The organism is Halarchaeum grantii (genome assembly GCF_014647455.2).
Lineage (GTDB): Archaea > Halobacteriota > Halobacteria > Halobacteriales > Halobacteriaceae > Halarchaeum > Halarchaeum grantii.
In genome coordinates this window covers 44741-68505 of sequence record NZ_BMPF01000007.1, presented here as the reverse complement: position 1 = coordinate 68505, position 23765 = coordinate 44741, and the positions used below count along the sequence as shown (strand labels likewise).

General features: G+C 58.9%; 21 protein-coding genes and 1 pseudogene. 7 read left to right on the top strand and 15 right to left on the bottom strand.

The genetic code is table 11. The annotated features are described in order from the left end of the window. Positions 1-103 precede the first annotated feature (103 nt). The 4 genes from IEY12_RS15115 to IEY12_RS15100 form a co-directional block, all read right to left on the bottom strand. A complete protein-coding gene (locus tag IEY12_RS15115) occupies positions 104-364 on the bottom strand; it encodes a hypothetical protein (RefSeq protein ID WP_188884481.1) in 261 nt (86 codons plus the stop codon). Between the two features lie 373 nt (positions 365-737). Beyond that, positions 738-1088: a hypothetical protein gene (locus IEY12_RS15110; protein ID WP_188884480.1), complete on the bottom strand. Its 351-nt coding sequence runs from the start codon at positions 1086-1088 to the stop codon at positions 738-740. 49 nt (positions 1089-1137) lie between these two features. Then, a complete protein-coding gene (locus IEY12_RS15105; protein ID WP_188884479.1) occupies positions 1138-1275 on the bottom strand; it encodes a hypothetical protein in 138 nt (45 codons plus the stop codon). Positions 1276-1472: 197 nt separating this feature from the next. After that, positions 1473-1760 carry a DUF8030 family protein gene (locus IEY12_RS15100; RefSeq protein ID WP_188884486.1) on the bottom strand — a complete coding sequence of 96 codons (288 nt, stop codon included), beginning with the start codon at positions 1758-1760 and terminating at the stop codon, positions 1473-1475. Between the two features lie 426 nt (positions 1761-2186). Here IEY12_RS15100 and IEY12_RS15095 point away from each other — a divergent pair, with 426 nt between their 5' ends. Further along, positions 2187-2480: a hypothetical protein gene (locus tag IEY12_RS15095; protein ID WP_188884478.1), complete on the top strand. Its 294-nt coding sequence runs from the start codon at positions 2187-2189 to the stop codon at positions 2478-2480. Positions 2481-2509: 29 nt separating this feature from the next. Then, a complete protein-coding gene (locus IEY12_RS15090; RefSeq protein ID WP_188884477.1) occupies positions 2510-3187 on the top strand; it encodes a hypothetical protein in 678 nt (225 codons plus the stop codon). 6 nt (positions 3188-3193) lie between these two features. Here the strand turns inward: IEY12_RS15090 and IEY12_RS15085 are convergent, their stop codons facing one another. After that, entirely contained in the window at positions 3194-3358 is a 165-nt protein-coding gene (locus IEY12_RS15085; RefSeq protein WP_188884476.1) for a helix-hairpin-helix domain-containing protein, read from the bottom strand. A gap of 509 nt (positions 3359-3867) precedes the next feature. Here IEY12_RS15085 and IEY12_RS15080 point away from each other — a divergent pair. The 4 genes from IEY12_RS15080 (at position 3868) to IEY12_RS15065 (ending at position 6184) form a co-directional block, all read left to right on the top strand. After that, positions 3868-4290 carry a type IV pilin domain-containing protein gene (locus IEY12_RS15080; protein ID WP_188884475.1) on the top strand — a complete coding sequence of 141 codons (423 nt, stop codon included), beginning with the start codon at positions 3868-3870 and terminating at the stop codon, positions 4288-4290. Between the two features lie 2 nt (positions 4291-4292). Further along, positions 4293-4817 carry a type IV pilin domain-containing protein gene (locus IEY12_RS15075; protein ID WP_188884474.1) on the top strand — a complete coding sequence of 175 codons (525 nt, stop codon included), beginning with the start codon at positions 4293-4295 and terminating at the stop codon, positions 4815-4817. Between the two features lie 520 nt (positions 4818-5337). After that, complete coding sequence (locus IEY12_RS15070) at positions 5338-5655, top strand: hypothetical protein (protein ID WP_188884473.1); 318 nt, start codon at positions 5338-5340, stop codon at positions 5653-5655. 61 nt (positions 5656-5716) lie between these two features. Further along, positions 5717-6184 carry a hypothetical protein gene (locus tag IEY12_RS15065; RefSeq protein WP_188884472.1) on the top strand — a complete coding sequence of 156 codons (468 nt, stop codon included), beginning with the start codon at positions 5717-5719 and terminating at the stop codon, positions 6182-6184. 237 nt (positions 6185-6421) lie between these two features. Here the strand turns inward: IEY12_RS15065 and IEY12_RS15060 are convergent, their stop codons facing one another. The 10 genes and pseudogenes from IEY12_RS15060 to IEY12_RS15015 all read right to left on the bottom strand — a co-directional run. Beyond that, positions 6422-7633: a phage NrS-1 polymerase family protein gene (locus IEY12_RS15060; RefSeq protein WP_188884471.1), complete on the bottom strand. Its 1212-nt coding sequence runs from the start codon at positions 7631-7633 to the stop codon at positions 6422-6424. Positions 7634-7962: 329 nt separating this feature from the next. Continuing rightward, positions 7963-12240 (bottom strand): helicase HerA domain-containing protein, encoded by a 4278-nt coding sequence (locus IEY12_RS15055; protein ID WP_188884470.1) that lies wholly within the window; start codon positions 12238-12240, stop codon positions 7963-7965. Next, positions 12233-14422 (bottom strand): VirB4 family type IV secretion system protein, encoded by a 2190-nt coding sequence (locus IEY12_RS15050; RefSeq protein WP_188884469.1) that lies wholly within the window; start codon positions 14420-14422, stop codon positions 12233-12235. Before IEY12_RS15050 ends, IEY12_RS15055 begins: the two co-directional genes overlap by 8 nt. Continuing rightward, the gene (locus tag IEY12_RS15045) at positions 14415-15533 is read right to left on the bottom strand and encodes a TraC-like domain-containing protein (protein ID WP_188884468.1); all 1119 of its coding nucleotides are present in this window, start codon (positions 15531-15533) and stop codon (positions 14415-14417) included. The genes IEY12_RS15050 and IEY12_RS15045 overlap by 8 nt, the downstream gene beginning before the upstream one ends. 6 nt (positions 15534-15539) lie before the next feature. Next, positions 15540-16598 carry a TrbL/VirB6 family protein gene (locus IEY12_RS15040; RefSeq protein WP_188884467.1) on the bottom strand — a complete coding sequence of 353 codons (1059 nt, stop codon included), beginning with the start codon at positions 16596-16598 and terminating at the stop codon, positions 15540-15542. A gap of 2 nt (positions 16599-16600) precedes the next feature. Then, a complete protein-coding gene (locus tag IEY12_RS15035; RefSeq protein ID WP_188884466.1) occupies positions 16601-17452 on the bottom strand; it encodes a hypothetical protein in 852 nt (283 codons plus the stop codon). Next, positions 17449-19182 carry a DUF8186 domain-containing protein gene (locus tag IEY12_RS15030; protein ID WP_020222171.1) on the bottom strand — a complete coding sequence of 578 codons (1734 nt, stop codon included), beginning with the start codon at positions 19180-19182 and terminating at the stop codon, positions 17449-17451. The genes IEY12_RS15035 and IEY12_RS15030 overlap by 4 nt, the downstream gene beginning before the upstream one ends. Positions 19183-19206: 24 nt before the next feature. After that, a complete protein-coding gene (locus tag IEY12_RS15790; RefSeq protein WP_326838481.1) occupies positions 19207-19569 on the bottom strand; it encodes a DUF7985 family protein in 363 nt (120 codons plus the stop codon). A gap of 514 nt (positions 19570-20083) precedes the next feature. After that, positions 20084-21286, bottom strand: a complete 1203-nt coding sequence (locus tag IEY12_RS15020; protein ID WP_188884464.1) for an RNA-guided endonuclease InsQ/TnpB family protein — start codon at positions 21284-21286, stop codon at positions 20084-20086. Further along, positions 21286-21390 (bottom strand): annotated as a pseudogene (locus tag IEY12_RS15015) (IS5/IS1182 family transposase); the annotation flags it as partial. The pseudogene IEY12_RS15015 and the gene IEY12_RS15020, both read right to left, overlap by 1 nt. A 636-nt stretch (positions 21391-22026) precedes the next feature. Between IEY12_RS15015 and IEY12_RS15010 the strand changes: the two are divergent. Further along, positions 22027-23316 carry an orc1/cdc6 family replication initiation protein gene (locus IEY12_RS15010; RefSeq protein WP_188884485.1) on the top strand — a complete coding sequence of 430 codons (1290 nt, stop codon included), beginning with the start codon at positions 22027-22029 and terminating at the stop codon, positions 23314-23316. The last annotated feature ends 449 nt before the right edge of the window (positions 23317-23765 follow it).

The window sequence follows — 23765 nt, the reverse complement described above, 5'->3', positions numbered from 1 at the left end:
TCCTTCCGAAAGATGCCTCGATAAGCCGCCGCTATCACGCGGTTTCTCGCTTAACTAAAGACGGATGGCGTTCAGATGTATCTAACGACCGACTGGCCATCGCTCACTCGAATACGGCTTCAGTGACGCGGAGCGTGCCGTTGGCCTCATAGAGATAGCCGCGTTTGAGCAGGCGCTCGACGGCGTACTCGCTGTCGCTGTGCTCCGCTGAGAACGCGTCAGTGTTGTCGAGCAGCGCATAGGCTTCCTCGTACGTGAGGTCACTCTCCGGGCCACCAGCAGCGTCGGCGAGAATCTCGTAGGCCTCCTGGACCCAGTCTGGGAGTGGCGGTCGTGGATCGGACGGATCAGAAAATCGCGTCATTGGGACTTGGAAATCGTAGGTGAGTGTACGACCGGCGCGCTTGTGAACCCACCCATCAAGTGGCGACTTCGATTTAACCAACACTCTCGCTAATAGACGACGGATATTGGTTAATCATTCATCTAACGACGCCGAAGGACGTCGACAGGGCGAACACGACAGCGGTCGTGCCGTCTCGCCCACTATCCGTCCGCAGCCAGCCGATCAAGCGTGAGGCGGTTAGGAAACTCGTTGTGGCGATGAACCCACCAAGTCTTCACACACCAGACGAGTGGATTGCTACGCTCGATTGATCTGTTCTTTCAAGAATCCAGCCTGTTTTGCATCGTGTTCTTCAAGGTACTCGTCGACGTCGTCGACAGGTCGGTGAGGTTCACGAGTCGCTCCTCGGCACGTTCGTCGAACCGCTCGAGGTCTTCGGTTCGATGGCTATGATTGTCGACGTAGGATACAAAGAGGACATTGTAGGTCTTGTTCCCATGTGGGACGCCCATAACGAGACGGCAGTAGACGCGAAGTGATCCGCCGGCCCGAATGACCTCAGGTTCGTCACATCCTTCGCGGTCTCGTAGATGTAGTGTTGCGGAGCGTCGCTGTCCAGCGTCTTGTAGAGTCGCTTGAGAACCGGGAGTTGCTGGTCCCGCCCAAGCCCGCGCATCGACTCCCCGTAGGACTCAGTGAAAATCGCGTAGTTCTCCTCGTCGGAGAGCGGGATAGTACTCACGTACTGGCGACCTGCATACGATTACTAAAACACTGCGAGACTACGGCAATCAGAACTTGAGGATGTCTTCGAACTCCTCGTCACTGAGCGTCCGGCCCTCCCCAAGGTCATCAAGGCCGTCAAGGACCCCCGGAAGGACTTCTGCGTCCGTCTCGGACTCGCTATGTTCGCCCGGACTACTTGCCATACAAATCTGTAGGGCAAACCCGCCATAAGCTTGTGGGAAGACGTGGGCGGCGCGTTAAGTGCCACCCATGTTCCCGTGAAAAGACCAAGACAACGGGTATAGGCGAAGGACCTGGGCCGCACAGTCTATTGAGGATGTCTAGTACTCTTCCTGGTGGAGCCGTCGGAGAGACTATAGAGCGTTGGTCAAGACCTTGCCTAGTGACTCCGGAGAGCGTCGACAGAGCGAACGCGACAGCGGTCGCGCCGTCGCGCCCACTGGCCGTCCTCAGCCGGCCTGTCAAGCGTGAGCCGGTTCACGAGTTCGTCACGGGCGACGAGCTGCCGCACGAATGTCTCCCGCCAGCCCAACCGTGGATCATACATCCGCTTCGCCCCAAGAAGCGTCGTCGACGTATACTCGACACCCACCGGTTCGCGCTTGAGCGCAGTGATGATTTCTTCGACGAACCGCTTGATCGCGAACCTGCCGAGGTCGTTCGGCACGCGAAGTTGGAGTGGCGTACGGGGATACTGTTCAGTTTCAAGCTCTGCCTCAAGGCGCTGTCGGCCACGTCGATCGTCGTCTTCGTACATCGGTGTCTATGAAGGCACGTCGAACTCCCTCCACTCCTCTCAGGGGGTCGATAAACGACGGCGAAACGCAGTGTCGTCGAATTGTCTATCTGGACATCCTGAGTCGCAAACCATCGGACAGCGCCTCAAGGAACTGTCGCTCACTTAGAGTCAATGTCCTTGTCACGGCTCTGTTGAAACACTATTAGTTCGAACTACACCCGCTGGAACAACTGTTAGGAAGGTCTGCGACCCGAACGGCCAGCGAAGAATACTGTTCGGTGACCTAGGGGAGGCTCGACGACTTTTGGTTGAGCTTTTGTCAGCGACGGCGAAGCCGTCACGCGACAAAAGGTCGTGCTGCAATCATCAGCTGACGACAAGGTTCAACCCAACAAGGGTCCGTCTGTAACCGTCGAAAAAGCCGGGTTCCGTGCTGGACGTGCTACTCCCGAAGACCGGTATCCACGACTCCTCGACGCCATCATCGCCGTCTACGAAGAGACCGGCGACTGGCCGAGCATTGAGCAGTACCGTAACGAGCGTCCCGGGTGGGGGCCATCCGTGTCGAGAGCGTACCAGCTCGAAGCGTTCGACGGCTGGCGAGAAGCGGTCGAAGACGCCAAAGAGCGGTATCGGGATGAGGAATAATTTATCATACTTGAGAGGAACTATAGAGTGTGTCTCAGAATCACCCTGAGGGGGCGCTTGGGACTGTTACTGGCTATGCCCAGTCGATTGAACACACGTTCGTCGGGGAGATCGATAGTTGGACCGACGGCGAGGGCCGTGACTGTACGGCGTACCACTTCAAGAACGAGGCCGGTATCAGTTACGTCGTCTACGGACACCCTGAAACAAACTACCTCACAATCACATCTCACTACGACCTCCTGAACGCGGTTCGGGAGCAGATGTCCGAACGCGACGTCAAAGAGTGGGTCGAGCACGACGTCGCATACCAGAGCCAAACACCCGAAGGTCAGGGCTCAGAGGCTGCGGAGACAATCGCTGCACGCGCCGTTCTCGACAGTGTTGACCGCGAAACGATGGGCGAGGCAGCAGACGCAATCGTCGACCTCGTCCACACGGACCGCACATCCTTCACGATTCGGCAGTCAGAAAACGGCTCCGTACTCCACTACGCCGTTATCCGGCGTGTCTTTCCCTACGACACGCTCACGATTCGGGAGTTCGCGGATACTGCGCGGACTGTGACGCGCCGCCGCCAAAAAGCCTACCGGACGTTCTTCTCGACTATCGACCTGCCCGAGTTCAACGTCGAAGAACCAGAAGAGTCTGAGCGAGGCGTCGGTAGCGACGACTCGTACGTCGATTCGGGACGCGCCTTCCAGTAACTACTCCTACATCCAGCGCTGAATCGCCGCCGCCCGCGTCGGCCCGATACCGGGAGCTTCCTCTAACTCCTCGCGTGACGCGGTCTCAATGTCCTCGACGAAGTCGAAGTAGATGGCGACACGCTGCGCGAGCTTGTGGTTGATGCCTGGAACGTCGACGAGGAGCGCCATTATCTCGTCGTTGCGGTCGTCGGCAACGAGTTCTAAGCGCGTCGTGAGCTTGTCGTAGGAGATGTCTCCCTGCTGGAAGAGGTATGTGTGCTCCTCTTGGGAGAGATACAGTATCGGTGTCTGGGCGTCGAACTCGTCGAGGTGGTAGCGCAGCCAGAGTAAGTGTGGTTTGCCTTACTAATCCCCCACGACCCGACGGCGAGACCGAGGAACAGGACGGCGAGCATTGCGTCAATGTCGGCCATATCAGACACCATGATCAACGGAATTGAACGGTGTGCTGCGCGGAGCACTATAACGTAGGGGAGTACAAGCTTTTCGGGGGACTCGATAGGGTAGTCGGCCACCCCCTTTAAGTATTCCCGGGTGTGAACTAGCGGCTAGACGCCGTGTCGCCAGTCAGAAGCGAGGAGCGTGTAGGGCTGGAGGCCGACTCCTGTCCTACAGTATGCACGTCGGCATGCGTGCTTATTGCTTCTTCGGCGTACCGCGGCGTTCCACAATCAACAATGGAACTCAAAACACTACTCAACGGTGATGAGCGTGCCGTCTCTCCCGTCATAGGAGTGATACTTATGGTCGCCATAACTGTTATCCTGGCGGCCGTAATCGGCACGTTCGTCCTCGGACTCGGCAACCAAGTTGGCAACCAAGCACCACAGGTAACCTTCGACTGGGAAGGCACTGCATCAAGTGGCGTCACGGTCACCCACCAAGGCGGTGACTCATTTGAAGCAAGTAACGTCGACGTGAAGGGCACCGCTATGTCAACCACAAACGGATTGGATACCTACACGGGTAACACATGGACTGCTGGCACCTCAGCAGATATTCCATCTGGCGACCTAAGTGAAGGCGAAATCCAACTTGTGTGGAGTGCATCGGGCTCTGATAGCACATCCATCATCGGTGAGTACGAGGTTGAAGCATAACGATGAAGTTGAGCCAACTTCGCAAGATAGGGTCTGGTGACGACCGGGCCGTCTCTCCTGTCATAGGAGTGATACTTATGGTCGCCATAACTGTTATCCTGGCAGCCGTAATCGGCACGTTCGTCCTCGGACTCGGTAACCAAGTCGGAAATCAAGCGCCACAGGCAACCTGGGAGATCACCTACAATGCAGGCGGTGACAATGGATTCGAGACCAGCACAGCATCTGTCGACAGTGACAAAATCACAATCTCTCATGAGGGTGGCGATGCCGTAACCGTCAGCAATCTCAAGATTAACGTCGGCGATGACACAATCACTGGACTCGGAGATGACACAAATAACGGTGTCGACACTGCCTTCTCAGAGGATAAGGCAACTGCTGGGAGTAGTGTGACTGTCGCCGAGTACACCGATGCTGACTCCAACGCCCACACGTTCGAGGCAGATGACGACGTTAGCCTCGTCTGGAGCGCCTCTGGTGGAGATAAGACAGCCATCCTAACCGACGGCACAGTCCCAAGCTAACAACGCCCCCATAACGTTGCATAGGATTCAAACCATTCTCTCTGAAGAAGAGCTGGCCCAGACATTCTCGCCGCCGTCGTATGCGGACCCATACGAGAGCGTTGAGGATTACCGACGTGTACAACGCTGGGCGAGCCAGCATCCTGAGAGTGGGTCAAGCGCCGCCGCGACCGCACTCAACCTCCCACGAAGTCGTATCCGGCCATGGATGGAGGGAGCGAAACCAGACGCAGTTCGCGCTATCGGAGTGGCAGACAATCTTGGTTGGTTTGACGCTACAGCAACGAACGCGACCGGCCGTGCACTCCTCCTGCTCTCCGCCGCCGTACTTTCGGGGGGAAGTATCACGACGGGGACCTATGTCCCACGGTTCGCCATTGATGACCCACGCATCACTGAACACATCGAACACGCTCTAGATGTGCTACGATGTGGGCACCGCCACATCCACACGGATGACGACAGTCGTGCGACGGAGATCGCGCCGGCAGAGCACCAAAGTCTCCTTGGACGATGTCTGGTGTCACTCGGCCTCCCACACGGAGCTAAGAGTGAGGGGGACGTTACCCTTCCTAATGCGCTTGAGGTAGCACCGCGTTCCGTCCAGTACAAGTGGGTCGAAGTCTACCTCCTGAATCGCGGACTTAAACAGACTGACAAGGACAGCATCGTTGTTAAGGAGGAGCGGAGTCACGCGTATCGAGAGGAGCTCGCCATGTTCTTTGAGCAGCTCGGTGGTGGGACAGTGACTGTTAGCGAATATGCGGTAACATTGAGCGCGGAGACCGCTCGAAATCTCGGATTCGGTCGCGACGGACCCTATCGCGCATCCACTTGAATACCCGGTTAGCGTTGACTTTGAGGGCGGGCTTATAGGCCGCGAGGACGTCCATCTGCGTATGTCCGACCCCACCAGCCTCGACATCGCGACGTCGAGCCTCGGCGACCTAATCGAGGACGGTCGCGACCTCCTCAACCTCCGCGAGCAGTTGAAGGAGGTTGCCGCCGCGGACCGACGCGACGGCGGCGACACGAACGTAGAGGACTCGCTCGCGCTCTCCCGGCAGAACGACACCGCCTACATCTCGAACGCAGACCGTGAGAAGGCCGAGTGGTTCGCCGACATCTACGAGCAGGAGGGCGAGCCCGAAATCCAGCCGCGTGGCTTCCACTACCGTATTCTCGGCGAGGGCTACGAGCTCCGCGACGGCACACCCTACGAGAACACGAACAAGTGCTGGCGTGCTTCAACCCCACAAGGTCCGTCTGGAACCGTAAATCCGGCAAACGGTATCCTTGTTGATGGCGAGTTCGTCCTCGATCTGACGCCACGACATTCCCACCTCGTGCAGTTCGATACACTCTAACGCTGTCTCGAACTGTTCGTTCGTCACCCAGTAACTGCCGGAGTAGTCGAGTTAGAGCGCGAACGATATCGATCGTGGTCGAATCCGTGGTCCAGTCGTTCCTGTATCTAACGAATATCTCCTCAATCTTGTAGTGGATAAGGATTTCAACAGAGCCCTTGTCATCGAATGCTGCTCCAACTGAAATTCGGTGTTTGAGAATCAGGCTCAGTCACACTCATGTGAGCCTGTACGTGACTAGTTCGACCCGAACCAGTTTCTCGTCTGCTTCCACATCGACGACGCTGGCTCCTCCCCAGAGTCCGCTTCGGTATCTGCGTCCGTCCTCGCTTCCTCCAACTCGTCTCGGAGGTTTTCGACCGTTGCCTCTAACTCCGCGATGCGCTCGTCTTTCTCCTCAAGCGTCGCTTCGAGCGTCTCGACACGGTCGGCTAACACCCGATTCTTCTCCCGGAGGTATGCCTCCCCGCGCTCCTCACGTGACGACGCGCGCTGCCTGCTCGACGTTGTCCGCTCGTCCGTCTGCGCTGTCTCGGGTTCGTAGAACTCGGAGGTCTGCTGGACGGCGCGCTCAATCGTCTTCTCGCCGTAGGTCGAGCCGTCCGCGTAGTGGACTTCATCCCACTTCTCACGCAGCAACCCCGATTCGCGGAAGAGCCGATCCATCTGCGCCTGATCACCACCCGTCCAGAACGCCAAGAGACAACAAAACGCCATATCCGCCTCCGACTGACTGTCGTACCCACCAATTCGGCCGTTCCACAACCGCTCGAACTTCGCTCCATTCGACGCCGCCATCGCCTTCTCCACCAACTCCTCGTCTTCCAAGTCGACGTCGCTCGGCGGCGTTGCGTCCCCTGCCGTCTCCGACGTCGCGTTATCAGCCGTCGACGCACCTTCATCGTCGGGTTGGACGTACTCACGGTGAATGCCCCGTAGGGCGTCCTGCCGGCGCGCAATCCGCGTCGGCGTCCCCGCAACGTGGTCGGCGGTCACGGTGAAGAAGCGCGCCGTCTCGTAGCACTCCACACTCCCACGCCGATTCCGCCCCGCCGGCAACTCACCCTCCACAAGCACGTGGAAACCCGTCCCCGACGGCGAAACCTCCGTATACGAATCCAACCGCTCGATGATGTCCCGCGCGTCCTCCGCAACCGCGCCCGTTTCAGGGTCACGGCAGTCATCCAGGTCAACGCCGACAAGCGAATCATCATCGGTGAAGACGAACCCAATCCCATCTGCCTCCCCTGACTCAACCGCACCAATCGCCGTCGCCACGTCCGCCCACGTGACCGCATCCGTCGCCGACCCAAACCCACCCGTCTCTGCATTCACCGGTACCTTCGTTGCCTTCCCACCACGCTCCTCGACCCGCCACCCAACCCACTGCTCGCGCTCCCGCAACACAGCTGGCAGGTCGTCCACCTCGACATCAAACTCCTCACTCATCGCCGGTCACCTGCATACTCACACCACTCTCAGAGTTCAAACAACTCTCCCAGTCTCGCCAAGCCCGACAAAGACGGTTTCCGACGGCTACCCCCCTATCTATACTAGTCGCCTTCTGTCGTAACGGAGTACCCGAACTCCCTCGAGCTGGACGTTGAATATCTTCTACTGCCCGAATTCTGTCGTAACCGCTGTCGTAACGTTGGGTCATTCTATCGTAACCTGTCGTAACGTATCGTTTCCCGGCTTCTACTGGCTGCCTACGGCGAATACGCCATAGAGCAGATTGCCAACGGCGTACACCTGGAATATCGGTGTTAGAATTCATACTAATCCGCCTCTGTGAGTTCGATCCCGTCGTAGTGGCGAACCGTTTCATCTCCCTGTTTCTTGACTATGCTCTCGAAGTTGATGTGGTTCCTCAGCCGTCGCGTGAACCAGCGCTTCGAGTCCGGGGAGAGTCCTGCATCTTCCACCCACGACCGATACACATTGTAGACTCGCTCGGATCGTTCAGACGCATTCGGAGATTCCGTGAGGTGGGTTCGCGCGAAATACGCGACCACCTCATCTGGGTTCCCTTCCAAGTCCGCGATTTCCGATTCACTTAGCTTCTCGACGTGCTCGGTCTCGCTAGACTGCACCGACTGTTCTGTAGGAAGATTCTCCTCGGATAGTGAGGCATTCTCAGCGGGCTCAGTCGTGAGAGTTAGCTGTGAGAGACCATCAAGCGGCGTCATCTCCCCATCGCGATAGACGAACGACTCGCCCTCTGTCGAGAGGATTAGGATAGCGTAATGGGCTGGCTGGATTTCGGGTATCAGAAGATCATCAGCTGGCACGAACGGGCGTTTGATCTTCGTCCAGTCGTCGGAGAACGCCTCTTTGGTGCTATAGACACGCTGGCTATCCTGGTCGTAGACGACGTACTCGTCGGCTGCCGAGTCGTAGCTGTAGACTGCCGGTACTCGGGCTTTCGACACGTCATCAACGGAGTCAACCCGGAGATATTCTGTTCCCTCCCCATCAATCAAGACGACCTGCCCGTCACGCTCTGCCCAGACGTTCTGCTGGCTATCGCCAACCGGACGAACAGCGGTGAGGCCGCCATCTTCGGTCGCGCCGCCGTTGAACGTGATACTCTCATCGGTCGTGTAGAAGCGTGTCTCCCCCGACTCGAGTTCGCGCGTAGGCTCGGTGAGGGTCTGTTCAACACGTTCGGCCCAGTAGGTCTGCGACTCGTCAGAACGAACGACGAAGAGCGGGATTTCGCCGGCTTCCTGTGCCTTGCGGAGGTTCGTGAGTACCTTCGCTGGCTTTCCGGGCGTCGTCGTCTCAACCTCGATTGCGAACGGCTCCTCGAAGTCAGGATGGGTTGCCCGTGCGTCTGGCTTCTCACTGCCGTCCTGTGTGAGGATCGAGACGGTGAATCCCTGTGCGGTCAACTCTTGCTCGATCTGCTCGAGGGCCATATCGTGTTTCTCACTGCCAGCAGACTGCACCGACCCTGTTTCGGGCGTCGCGACGTCTTCGCCGTCTTCGGTAAGACGGATGACGAGCTCGTCGGCGTCCATATCGACGGTCGTCTCGAGGAAACGCGAGCGCTGACGCACCGCCGAGAGCTCGTCGTAGGATGGTGCGTCCGCATCAGCGTCCTCGAAGAGGCGACGGAGTTCGTCGTCGACGGTTTCGACCGCCACCCAGTCGTTCCCGTCGCGGCGATTCGTTCGTAACTGGACGCTGCGCACGATCTTCGCGAGCGCAACGTCCAACTCACCGTCCGTGACGTCAAGCAGCTCGCCGAGTTCCGCGGGCGGCTGCGTCGTCGGTGTCTCGTCCTCGGTGACGCCATAGGTCTCCTCAACGTTGTCGTGGATTCGCGTGAGCACGTCCTCGAAGCGTGCCTCCTCGTCCGGAGTCAACGGTTGGTCACTCTCAGGGTGGCCGTCCGGGATTGGGAGTGGGGCGAGACTGAACGGATACGGCCCAGTCTCACCGAAGACGGGGCTAGGGAGGTTCGCAACCCATTCCCCACGTGGGAGTGAGCGAATCCGGTTTGCGAACGCCTCCGGATCCATCTCTTCGTGAGCCATCGCTTGCGCGAGTTCTCGGTCAACACTAATCTTCCCGACGAGGGGGCTGCCGATGTTGTTCAGGACGTTCAGGTAGGCGCGCCGGCCGCCTTCGGCCTTCATCTGCTCGGGGAACTGCATCGACAACCCAACCGAGAGACGGAAACTCCGTCCCTGCTCGAGGAGGTTGTTCATGATGTCGGAGACGGCGACGGAGGCGGCCTCGTCGATCAGGAGGTTAACCACGTAGTCCTCCGGGCGTCGTGCGGCGTCGTGGTTCTCCTCTTGGAGCGCGGCTTCGAGATTGGTGAGGATGACACCCGTCATGATACGGGCGGCGTCCTCGCGAAGATTGCCGAGGTCGAAGAGGACGACCGTATCCTCGTCGAGAATCTCGCGGAAATCAAACTGTGGCTCGGTGTTGTTGAAGATACGGCGGAGGTTCGTGTCGTCCGAGACCATCGAGAGACGGTTGCCGACGCCGCCCATGATGTTTGAGAACGTCGTCTTGTCCGCCTGCAGCTGTCGGCGTAGCGAGCGCGTGACCGCGTCGTCGCTCGACTGTGGTGCCGCGCTCAGGTCGGGCTGTGGCGGGCCGGCCTCCCAGAGCTGGTCAAGGGCGTTCTCCAGTTGGCGGTGGGCGAAGTAGTTCTCCGACTCGCGATACTCGCCGTTCTCACGACCGTGTTCCTCGTCGAAGAGCGCCTTGATGAGCGTCTTGATCAGGCCGGGTGCGACAGTCGCGCGCTCGTAGCGCTCCTGGCCCATGACGAGTTTGAGAATCTCCTCGTAGTGGTCAGCCTTCTTCTGCACGGCATCTGCACGCCGCTCGCCGTTCTCAAGAGCCGGTTCGATATTGAAGAAGGAGAATCCGGGGAGCGATTCTGGGATGGCAAAGTGGATGACGTTCTCTTCGAGGTCGTCGAGTCCGTAGCGGGCGGCGTGGGCGCGCATATAGTTCTCGGACATCCCGTCGCCCTTCGGGTCGATGAGGATTGTCGGCCCGTCGGTATTCGCGTAGAGGGAGAGCAGGTCATTGATCAGGGCCTTCGACTTCCCGGCCCCGGTCGTCCCGAACCGGCCATAGTGAGTTGGCAGAAGGCTCGGCGGGAGCCGCGTCGGGGTATCCTCGGGCGTGCCGGTGTCGTCGAGTGCACGGCCGATTGCCATCCCCTCGCGGAATTCGCTCATGAGGTCGGGGTCCGGGCGGGCGAGCGGATTCCGACTCTGCTGCTCGGCGCGCGTCCCACGCGACCCTTCGATTGAGAGCTGTTCGGACGAGGGGACGAGGAGGAAGTGTGCGAGTTCGCGCCCACTCAACACGAAGTCCGGACGTGTCTTCCCACGTCCAGTCACTAGCTCCGCATCAAGGAGGCGCTGGAGTGCCGTTCGTGCATTCTGCTCTTTTTTCGCCTGGCGGAAGCCACTCTCGCGGAGCCGCTCGGTGTCGACGTGGTAGAAGGGGCCGTCGAGTGGGTCGAAAACGGGAGCGAGCGACGCGAGTCGTTCGTCAAGCGATTCCTGTCCGTCGTCACTGGTCGGGACGCCGATTGCGCGGATGTTGGCGGTGAACGAGCGCTGTGGATTCGTCGCCCGAATTGCGTCGAGCCGCCGGACGACACGATCACTCAGTTCGCTCCTGTCCGGTCGCTCGTCTTCGTACTCCGGATCGTACGCAAGCAGGTCACCAACCAGTCGCTGAGCGAGTGTGTCGCGGCCGTCGATCAGATCTTCTTTCCGAACATCGGCGTCGGACTGCCAGTTCGCACGCCGCTCGAACACCACTTGGAAGGCAAGTGGCTCCGTCGCGTCGTTCACGTGGTCGATGAGGGACGCGAGCGCTGCACCCGGCTGGTCGACCGCTGACAGAGATTCCTCGTCCTCGCCGTCCGTGAATGGCGCGAGGGACGTCATCCAGTCCTCTTTCCGGCTCGCCGATCCCCGCCAGCGGACACCATATGGAGAGACAGCATCGGTTGCCGGACGCGCAAGAATCGTGCCCTCCTCCGTTAGCGTCGGTTTCTCAATCGGCGTCTCGTCTCCAGTCGCGAGTTCGAGCGCGATATCGTCGATCGACACCACGCTGTCCGCAGTCACATCGACACTCGGTGCCTCAATCCCGCCGTCTTCGGTGAGTGTGTATTGCTCGTTCTCGGAGAATTCGTACTGGAGGGCGTCCTGCTGGTAGGCGTCGATGAATTCCGCACGGGCGTATTCGACTGGCTGAATGAGCCGCGACTCAACGTTGAGGTCAACGGGTTCGACGTCGAATGTCTCCGGATAGACGGACTGTAGGCGTTCCTCGAGAGTGTCGAGGTAGTCGTCGGCGCTGTAGTAGAACTCGACTGGTGCATCGTCGCCCGTGCTGAGCGCGAGGAACTCGAAACGCGGCGGCGTCGACGACGAGAGCGGATTCAGCTTTGCTCCAAGTCCTGAGTCCTCATTCGTGAGTTTGTGGAGGCTCTCAAGGATTCGTGGAACTCCCGCTGGGGCGACTGCCTCCGTGGTCGGCGTCACACAGAGGTACTCACTCATCGCGACCACCGTCCGTCTCCGCGACCTGTTCTGCGTCGTCAGTCGAGTTGCCAGTTTTCTCGGCGAGTCGCTGCTGGATCGACTCCAGCTCTGAATCAGCTTCGTCGCTGGTCGCGCCGGGGAGTTCGTCGCGAGTTTGGGTGGTGGGGTCGAAGTCGATGACCTGCTTCTCTTTGGGCATCGCCTCGACCTGGATACCGCGCCACTCGCCGTCGACGCCGACGAGTGCTTCGGAGAACCCAGCATCTTCGTTGCCGGGAACGGCGTCCTGGACGTAGCGCATCTGCGCGTAGTTCAGGCCGAACTCGTCGGCCCACTCCTCGTCCATTCCGTCAAGGCGGTGGAACTGCTTGACCGCACACTGATCAAGAATCGCCTCGGCTTCGGTGTGCTCGAAGAACTCGTCAACCGTCTGCGTCACGAGGCGAATCGAGAGATCGTGGTGGCGGTGATGGCGGAACACCGTCTCGAGAAATGCGAGACTCGCGGCATCCTGCATGATATATCTGGCCTCGTCGATGACGAACACGACCTCCTTCTCGGTCTCCTTTGCGCGCTCGTAGACGAGTGAGATGAGGAGTTGCATCGTGAGTGCTGTACTGGAGTCCACACTCCCCTCCTGTTGGGCGAGGTCGAGATAGATCGTCTTCTCATCCCGAATGTCGAAGGCAGACTCCTTCCCAAGATTCGCGTGCCGGCCTTCCGCCTCGAAGGGCCGGAGCTGGTCAAGGAGCCACGTCGCGTCGGCTTGCAGTTTTTCGGCCTCAGATTCGGAGCGGACGACGAACTCCTCGGGGGCTTCAACCATCTCCTCGAAGACGTCGAGCATATCCCGAATCGTCGGACTCGGATTATCGTGCGTCGTGATGTCGTCGGTGATACCCTGTCGGGCGTACGCAGTCCGTAGTCCGAGTTCGAGCGTCGTCCGCCGGTCACCAAGCGAAATCCCCCGTAGGGCGAAGAAGTTGGTGAGAAAGCTCATCGCGTCGTCGAGTTTCTCGTTGAATGGACTCGCGTCCTCACCCATCGCCCGCTGCGCGTGCTCAGGCGTCTGGCGGATTTCGAGGGGATTCAGGCCGAGCGTTCCACCCACAGTGATTCGCTGGGCGTCGAGCGCTTCCGAAACACCCGCCCAGTTGTTGAGCGGCTCGAGGACGATGCCGATGCGGTCGCGGTCCTGTTCGATCGAGCGGATGAAGTTCTGCTTCGAGCCAAACGACTTCCCGGAGCCGGTGTCCCCGACGGTGAACATCGCATAGCCGTTGTCACGGTCGAACGGGTCGATGACGACGGGGCTCTGGTTGTCCTTGTGGATGCCGAACTCGACGCCACCCTCCTCGAGGATTGTCGCGTTATGGGGGGACGCGAGGAGGGCGCCGACGGCGCCACCGAGGGCGATAGACTCGCGGCCGAACTCGTTGTCGCCGATCGGTGCGGCGGACTGGAGGGCAACATCTTGCCGACAGATCGCGGTTTTCGGTGTGAGGTTTGCGGGGTCGTCGCGAAGGGTGCTCTTGACGGTGCGGACGGCGTCCTGCAGGTCGTCCTTCTCGTCGGCGCGCACCGTGATGAACAGCCCGTGGTCGAAGACGTTCGCACCGCTCTCAACGGCCTTGTACGTGGCTGCGGCCTCGTCAGCGCGCTCTTGGAGATACGCACCACGAACGCTCTGCTCGAGGTCTGCATCCACTTGGAGGTCGTCAGCGATCTCTTCGAGTTCAGTGCGGGCGCGCTCCTGGTTCTTCGGCGTGACATGCGCAGTGAGGTCGAACTCGACATCGGTCAGCTCGAAGAGGTCGCTGAGGTAGCCATCAGTCGGATGGTCAGGGTACTCCGCGATATAGAGCGTCGACGTCCACTGCTCGCCAACGTGTGCCGCGCGTGTCTCCCACTCGATGGCGGCTGGCGCAATCGCTGTCTTGTGTGACTCGGCGATTTCGTCGAGCAGCCGTCCTTCGGCCTGCCCCTCTTCGAGCGTCCCCTCGTCAAGAACGTCCGCGAACTCGACAGTCGGCTCGTCGCTACGTGCCTGCGAGCGCGTCCACGCGACAACCCCGCTAGCGACGATGACGACCGCGACGAGCAGGTAGAGGAGGACACCGCCGGGCGTCGTTGGGTTGAGTGCCCACTGTGAGAGCTGCTCGCCGAACCCGACTGCCGCCGGAAGGACGACGTTATGCATCGGCATCCTCCCGTGCCTGCTGATCCATCGCTGGCTGTTGGCGGATGACCGATTCGGGGTCGTCGACGTCGTGTTCGTGGCCGTTCCAGAAATCCATCGCGAGCGTGAAGAGTTCGACCGTGCTGAGCCGGCGTGCCGACCACCCACTCGCCTGCTGGATGAACTCGCTCCGGACGGCAGCGACGCGGTCGTCGAGCGTCTCGAACATCCGCGCCCGCTGCTCTACCGCCTGTAAGTTCTCGCGGCGTGTGACGAACGGGTTGAACAGGAAGCCGACCACGGGAATCTCGGTAAGTTTCTCGGCGGGCGTCGATTCGTCGCGATAGCGGTCGTAGACGTCCATCGGGGAGACTTCGACGCCGATGTAGTAGCGGATCTGCTGGATGCCACGCTCGCGCATCTCGCGTGGGCGTGTCTCGAGGTATTCTTCAAGGAGTTCGTGGAACACCGGGTTCGCTTGGACGTCCTCGTCGTCGAGGCGGTCCTGAATGTTCTTGACAACCTGCTCGACAGGGAATGCACGCGTGGTGGCGTGGAGTTTGAGCTTCGAGTCGAGTTCTTTGTTCGCGAACTCCGCGCCCGCCTCCTGGAGTTGCGCCCAGTCCTCGGACATCGCGAAATCCATGTTGTCCGGGTCAACCTCAACGAAGGCTTCCATCGTGCCGTCCGAGCGCTGGATCGCGCCGGCGCCGGGCCACGCCCGCTCGATATTGGTGAGGTCCTGCGTCCGCTCGTCCGGCGTGAAGGGCGTGTAATTCGCGAATCCGCCTTCGTTCCGAACCGTCTCGTTCGTCCCCGATTCTGGTTCGGCTGGTGCGCTGAAGGTGATTCGGGGGCGTTTGAGGTACTGGTAGACGTCGGTTGCCCACGTCCACGCGGTGAGGTGGCGTGGGGAGACGTAGATGATGGCGACACCGAGGCCGAACCCACCTGCGACGAACGGAAGGGCGAGTGAGTCGATACCGGTGAGGGCGGCGAGGAAGAGGCCGATGATGGGGAAGGCGATGAGGACGCCAACATCTCCCTCCTCGATGTTGAGGTAGGGAATGCGGCTCTCCTCGCCGAACTGATTCATGATGCGTCGGGCGGCAGCGTCTGGATCTGTGGACATACTGGGTTAGCGTGTCTGTGGGTCGTTCTCTGTGCGGCGATACGACGGCATAGACTCCTCACTCTCCTCTGAAGCGCGACGGCTGGCGTGCTCAGCAACAGCTTGTCCAGCAGCGGCTTTCGGGCCCCAGCGGGCAGCGGTCGTCGCGACGCTCGCCCCACCGACGTAGGCGCCTGCTGCAACACCACCGACGAGTGCAGCACCGCGCGTCGCGGTGCCGATGGCTTTCGCGGTCAGCGGCGTCGCGTACTGGAACGTCTTCCACGTCACCACCAAGGCGACGAGTGGGAGGGAGACGGCGACGAGATACTTGAGGAACGGACTGCCCGGCGAGAGCGCGTGCTGTGAGTAGAGTAAGTCGTAGCCTTTGAACACGACAGCGGCGGGAAGTGGGAGGATGGCGAGCGGGACGAAGCGCTTCGCGAAGCCCATCGCGACGTCCGAGAGGACCGGGACATTCCCGTAGGCGAGCGCAAATGCGATCGGCATCCCGTAAATATAGACGTAGAGGAGGACTTCCCGGATGTAGTAGAGTGCCTCCAGCGCCCACATCGAGAGCCCACCAAGAAGCGCGAAAACCAGTGAGAGGCCAGGATTGCTCAACGTTCTCTCAAGGAAATTGAGCATCGCAGCGCCGAGGGCGCTGAGGCTCGGGAGGAGTGCGATTGTGAATCCATTCACGAGGTAGAGCGTAAGTACGGCGACCCAGTACCACGTGATGATGAGGAAGGCACCGACCCACGCGGTCTTACGCGTCCGCCGAGACTCATACGTGCTTCCAATGTTGAAGATACGGATAAGGTGGCGGCCCTGCACGCAGATTACGAGCAGGAGCAGCGAGACGACCATGATCTCGCCACCAATCAGGGCGTGATGGATAGACTGCCACGGAGCGTTCGTTGGTTGGCCAAAGACGAACGCACCGTCCGTCTGCGGGGTTGGCGTCCCGAACATAGCGGTCGAGAGCTGCGTATACCCCTTCGTGAGGCCCTGCATGAACAGGCCGGTGAACCAGTTGACGGCGTCCTTGAACCCTTGAAGGACGACGCCGATCAGATCGACCACCGTTACTCTCCTCCGATCGTGAGCGTACAGTTGTTGAACTTCTCAGCTGCTGAGTAGCGGATATCGTACATCTTCGAGGTCGAGGATGCATCGGGATCGGTTTCGAGCGATACTGTGAACGTTCCCTGCTGAACACTATCCGTACACGTCGTCCCACTACCGGGGACGAAGGCGAACGGAGAACGAGAGCTATAGAGCGTCTTCTGCTCTCCCGGACCGAAGGTGACCTTCGAAGCTTCCGAGTCTGACTGTGGGTCGTATATCCCACTTATGTCCGGATCATCGGCGTACCCGGTGCCGTTCTCTCCGCTCGGATAGGGCGCCATTCCAAGGAACAACAGCTGTGTAACCGAGACTGGCCCACTCCCACCGTTCCGGACCACTACATACGCCTCGTCTGCAATTTCCTGCTTGGATCCGTTCCACATCTTCTCGGGCTGATTGCGTCCAATCCCCATCTCGATGATTTGGAGGTCGGGACGGAGCGTCCGTGTCGTGGTGCCGACGGTCTGGTCGCCGGTGACGGCGACGAGCTCGTATTCGCCAGGGGTGTAGGTGGTGCCGACGTCGAAGGAGACGCGGCTTGCCCCCTGCGCGACGTCGCGTGTCCCGAAGAGCGATCCATTCGGCTTCACGAGGTTCACATGCTCAATGTCGGTATCGCTCACGAGGTCGACGACGAGCGTCGTCCCCTGGACGCCGACGTTCGCGAACGGCCCAGCAGTGGTGGTCGTCAAGGAACTCGACGGCCCCGTACTCTGATCGCCGGTACAGCCGGCGATGCCGACGAGAGTGAGACTACCGAGTGCTCGAAGGGCGGTACGACGGTCGATGGGTGGTGAGCTGTCAGTCATGGGTTCTGGAAGCGGTGGAGGTCGAAGAGGCGGAGGAGGTGCGTACCGGCGTAGAACATCACGACGAACGGGAGGAGCTTCCACCCAGTCGTGAACGCGAGGTCGAACCACCCCTGTATCGTGCCGAGCGGGTGCCAGCGGACGCTCGCCCGGTCACGTACGTAGGCGGGATTCGCGCCGAGCCACGATTCGGGATGGTACTGCGCCGTGTAGATGCCGGGCTGCGTGAACGTGACGACGGCGACTCCAGAGGCGTTCGTCTGGACGTGTTGGCCAGCAATCGCGATGTAGCCGTCATCCGATTGGGCGAGCGCACGGCCACGCTGGCTCTTCGAGAGATCAATTGGCGCACCCGTCTGGTTGTCCCGGAGTTCGAGACGGACGACTGCGGCCGAATCGTTCTGCGAGAGAACACTCACTGTGAGATTACTTTCTCGGAGGTGTCGCGTCGATCCCTCCTGTGGCTGGATGATGGTCGCGTTCACGCCGCGGACGATTCCCCCGACGTGGAGTGCTTGCCGGTCGACATCGTCGGTGCGAACGGCGACCCCATAGGACGTCTTGTAGGACTGGTTCACGACGTCGATGTGGACATTCTCGCCGAGTGTCGACGCAGGCGACGATCGATTAATCCCCCACGTCTTGACGACCGATGGGCCGGTTCGAACGGGCTCAGCGACTGGCCCGATCCGCGACGGATACGCGTGAACTGAGACGGGAATAGCGTCCGGTTGAGTGCGCGTCTCGCCGTCACGTGTCGAGGAGACGAGCGTGTCCCAGTTCGTGTGGCGGGCAGTGTAGGACCGCCAGACGCCGCGCACACGCTCACTCCCATTACTGGTGAGCGTGTAGCCCTGCCACGGCCGCGACTGGAAGATTGCGACGCCCGCATCGCCGTTCGGATACGTCGCGTAGTAGGGGTACGCGGCAAGATCGTAGACTGATCCGTCGAGTGAGTCACTGACCGTAATCGAGTCAGTCCGCGTCGTCGCGTTAATGACGTTGCCGTTCAGCTCTACGGTCTGCTGGACGCGAACCTCGATCTGTGCGTGGAGTGTCAGCGTCGTACTCCGGTCGTTCTGCAGGTGGTAGTCGAGCGTCGGCGTGTGTGTGCCAGAACTGGAGGCGAGCGTCTCACCGTCCTGTGTAAGCCAGACGCGCGAAATCTGGTGGCTCGCGAGTGACCAGTCCGTGCTCGTGTTTCCGAGCGTCGCGTTCGCTGTCGTCGTGTTCGGGTAGCGAACCCGGTAGTCCACGAGGCCACGAAATGTGCCGTCTGGTGCGAGATACGTGCGCGTCTCGCCGGACGCGAGATGTGCTCGTGTCGACGGTTGCGCGGCGAAAATCGTTGCGTGAGCGTCTGCGATGAGTACGCTATCCTCGAGATTCGCGTTCTCGGGATAGTTCGACGTGTGTAGGCCGCCGGCGTGGAGGTCGTCGAAATCGTGCCGTGTCCACGTCGCGGCGGTCTTGGGTGGTCTGGTGAACGTGATGTCCGTGCCGTTCGCTACCTGCTGGATCGCTGTGCGGTGCTCGCCGTACCGCTGGGAATAGACAGATTCGCTCGTGTAGTTGTCCGTGTCGTGCGACCAGAGGGTCGCAGACTCGTTCTCCGTAAGCCCGTTCCCCTCCGTCCCTGGTTGGGGTGGGCTTGCAGAGGCAAGTCCCGCAGCTGTGGCGAGCAGGAGAACGCTGGCAACCGCTATTGGAACCGCATACGAGTGGGACATCGTCGAGTGGAGGGCGAGTGTGGGTTACCAGGGGACGAGATTCACACACTGGGCGAGCGGGAGGCCCATCATCGACCCGGCGACCGTGTAAAGTGGGCCGAGAACGACGAGCACGACGGCGGATTTGAGCGCCGAGCGTTTGTGCCGCTTCAACCCCTTCTTCTGGTCGGGGCTCAGCGTGAACATATCGATCAGGGAGTTCGCCTGCCAGACGACGGCGAGCCCAATAATGCCCAGCGCCGTCGTGAGCTGGAAGAACCCCTCAATCATGCTCGGGAGTTTGTCCGCGTTACAGACTGCCGACTGCTGAGCGGCCGCAGGCTCAACAGCGAGAAGGCAGAGGAGAACCAAGCCAATCGCAGTGCGGCGTGGGAGGAGCTTCGACAGTAATGCGTGATTCGTCGTGGACTGGTCGTCAGCGGGGGAGCCTGCGTCAAACACGGATTGGTGGAGTAGGGGCTGATAGTGACGGACCACTGGTGACTGCCGGGTGGACGCAACGGATGGGCGGTTCTGGGGAACGGCCACGTCGCCAAGTCCTGTCTGACTGGGGGAGAAGCGCACGACAGCGGGCCCGTGGACAGTGCATCCGCGCCATCATAGCCGAAGCGAAAATAAATATCTTCTGTTAATTCTCTAGTAGATAAATAAACATTCAGTCGAAAGGTACGTGACACAATTGCCACAGTATGCTCCGTATATCAAGTAAGATACTACCGACTACACAGGCTCTCTACTGATGAAGAGGAGCTCGTCAAATCGGTCGACGGTTCACTCGACATCGCGTCAGCATACTGGTCGATCTGCTGGTAGCGAGAGTTTGCTGCACGCTCATTGACATCCTCCTCCGCCTTCAGGCGGAGGAATCCCGAGCGTTGGGATATTAGGGTTTGCAGTCTGCCTATGCTCTCGGTGTGAACCAGCCGCTCTCGCAGTCGAACAGGAAGACTCCAGGCTGTGCCAACCAGCCGTTACTCATATCCCCAGTCGGGGGACTCTGAGTTATCTTTCTCCGAATATTCACTGCGCCGTTCACGTCTGCGTTCATCGGCGTTTCGCACGACGCACAGACGTACAACCCACGCTCCACGCGGTTCGCATCTCGAATCTGCCCGCAACACGAACACGTTTTCGAGGTGTTCTCCTCGTCTACCCGGTCAACGAGAATGCCGTGTTCCTCGGCCTTGTATTCGAGCAGGTTTGTGAACCGGTTGAACTCCCATCCGTGCAACTTCTTGTTGCCTGACCGACCCCAATTCCGCGAGTCGCCGTTCTCGTCCTCACGGATGCCGCTGAGGTCGCCAACCCCAATCTTCTCCACACCTTCGCTGACACACCGCTGAACGATGTGTTTCGAGAGAGTGTGAAGGAAGTGGTCTTTGCGCCGGGAGAGGGTCCGACGAGCCTTCAACGCACGTTTCGATGGCCCGTTCTCGCTCTCGGTCAGATACTCCTTACGAGTGAAGTAGTGTTTGTCCTCTTTGAGGGTGTTCCCTGGATACAACTCCGAAGGACCATCCTCGTAGTCGATGGCGAGGTAGTTGCTGATGCCGAGGTCGATACTTGCCGTATTGTCGCCGGGTGCATCCCCGACGGGAATCTCTTTCTTGCAGACGAGGTGGAGTTCCCAACGGTCGCCGTTCCAGACGGCACGCACCTGCTGGATATTCTCTACCTGTACGTCGGGGCGGATTTCGTATTCCGTGAGGATGAAGTCCGACCGTCCGTCTTTCAGGTTGAATCCTTTTGAGAGACGGAGTTGGCCGTGTTTCGTGTCGTGCTTGATGCCCTTTTGCTTCCACGTGACGGTGGAGCGTGGGTGTCGGTCACCACATTTCCGGTAGCCCGGCTGGTTGTTGCCGTCGTCGGAGTTATACCAGCCGGTGAACGCTTCAGCAAGTTCTTCGAGAACTCGCTGACTTGACTGTGAATGGAGGTCACTATAGCGTTCGTGATCTTTCAACTCCGATTTCAACTCGGCTTCATCGGGTATCTCACTGTCGTCGTCCCACCGTTGTTGGATGTAGTAGCGTCCGACGTTCCACAGTTTAGATGCGGAGTGCCCGCACTGGTTGAGGTCGTCACGAATCTGACTGTGGTTCATTCGTTGGTTCGTTCGACTCCAGTGCGGCGGTTGTACGTCTCGTCCAAGGTTGATTGCTTCAACTGAACGTCCTCGCTGTGTTCCTCGATACGGTCTTCGACCCTGTTGCAGAGTGAAACAACCAGTTAGATGGTTTTTGAGCGTTATAGGGAGGTTTTACACATCGACGACGGGGGGTGTCGTATATCGATTTACACATCGATGACAGGGGTCTGCTTACACTTCGATAACGGGGGGTGTGCTGAGAGAGATGGCAGAGCTTAACGACCCAGCTAACTAGATAGAGTTCTAATATGAAGGTGAACGTTTACACATCGATAACGGGGGGTGTGTGGAATTAGATGCTGTATTCACAATATGTAGTTGACTCAATAAGATGCGAACAGGTGAGGGGTTGGTTTACACTTCGATGACGGGGGGTGTGTGGAGTAGTGGGCAGAGAGTCACTTCGTTGGAGGTTGGATACAGAGAAGAAGATATACAGAAATACCGGTATCTGGGGGCTTATACTGGCTATAAATACATCGAAGTAGGTGAACCTTTTTATGCCTTGGACCTGCACGGAGGGTATGGTCGGTAGCGATTCCAGTGGGGCAAATCAATCTACAGTAGAGAGTAGCGAGGACTCGCCCAGTGGAATGCAGAGAACTGACGAGATTGCAGAAGGAGAAGCAGAGACCCAAGAGAAGCGGGGTGAGGAAGAGAGTTCCGACGAGAGCGGCCAGCGGACGATACGAGAGATGTTCGATGAGGACGGAAGAGAATCAGTCTTCGTCAACAGGGATCTCGTTGAGCCGGATACAATCATCGACGAAGAACGGATTGTCGGACGCGACGAGCAACTCGAATCCGTCGTCAGCTACCTCAAGCCGACTCTACAAGGCAACCGGCCGCCGAATATGCTACTGTACGGGCCCGCTGGGACTGGAAAGTCACTCATAATCGGAGCAGTAACACACCAGATTATCGACCTCTGTAAGTCGAAGGGTGAACGTTTCGGGGTCATAGACATCAACTGCCAGCCGATCAACACGCTTGACCAAGCAGTCTACGAGTTAGTGCAAACCGTCGCGAGCAATACGAACTCAGAGGTTGGCGTTCCTGAGACTGGAGTGTCCACAAAGCGGAAGTACCGTCGGCTCTACGAGCTCATCAACGAGAATTACGACTCGGTCATCTTCATTCTCGACGAAATCGACTTGTTGGTGGGACGGCGAGCGAACGATGAACCCGCATACTCGAAATTACTCTATCAGCTTTCACGGGCGAGCAATACGAACGAGATTGAGGGGCGCGTGTCTGTTGCGGCTCTGACGAATGACCCGAAATTCATGGAGGACATCGACGGTCGTGCGGAGAGTTCATTCAATCCTCGCGACGTCTACTTCCCGGACTATGACGCAAACCAGCTCCGTGAAATTCTCAAGAATCGAAAAGACGCATTCCGGAAGGACGCACTCAAAGGCGACGTGATTCCCCTGGTGTCTGCATTTGCTGCCCAGAGTCACGGCGATGCTCGAAAAGCCATTGATCTATTCCGAGGTGCGGGGGACTTAGCCGACGAACGAGGCGATGACGCAGTCAGTGAAGACCACGTTCGTGAGTCACAGGAAGAAATCGACAAGGATCGATCCCTGAAGCTCGTGGAGGGACTGACGACTCAGAAGAAGATATCGCTGTACTCAACCGCTGCTGTGACGCGGTACTCGAAGCAGACGGGAAGTTCCGTGCCGAGTCCAGTCGGGTTCAAGATTTACCAGTGGGTTACGGATGAGTTAGACGCGGATCAGATGACTCGGGAAACGTACGTCAAGTACGTCAAAGAACTCTCGACATATGGTTTAGTGTCGACTTCCAGAAAAAGTCGTGGTCGCGGTGGTGGGATGTATATGGAGTTCACATTTACCGGTGATCCGGTCGCAATTATGGACCGGATCGTCGAGGATACTCGACTGGAGGCGATTTCGAGCCAGACGGACCTGCTGCGATCCGTTGTAAATGCACAACTGAGAGAGTTCCAGAATAGCTAGCGAGCTCGATCTTTTCCTCACCCACCCCCCGTCATCGATGTGTAAACTGTGAGGGCACAGGGAGTGTCTTGAGGGATCTGTATCAGTACTTGGAAGAAGATGGGAGGGCGAAGGATTCCCCCTCCCCCCCCGCCATCGATGTGTAAATCGATGGGATATACAAGAATTAGAGGGCGAGCGACTAAATTACAGACGAGGGTAATCAGCTGAGGAGAGGCTGCACCATGCAGTCTATTGCTAAACACGACTAGCTGGCCTAGGAGGTAGTTATATCTAACAACAGAATTCTCTTTGAACTTTCTATATTCATTATCTGCATTACGGGTTTGGTAACCCTCCCTTTTACTTAAATCCTCGTCAGACAATAATCTCTTTGGAGATAATATCTAATATCCCTTCTTGGTTACTCTCTTGCTTCCTAAGAGGAGTTAACGACTTCTATTGGTGTT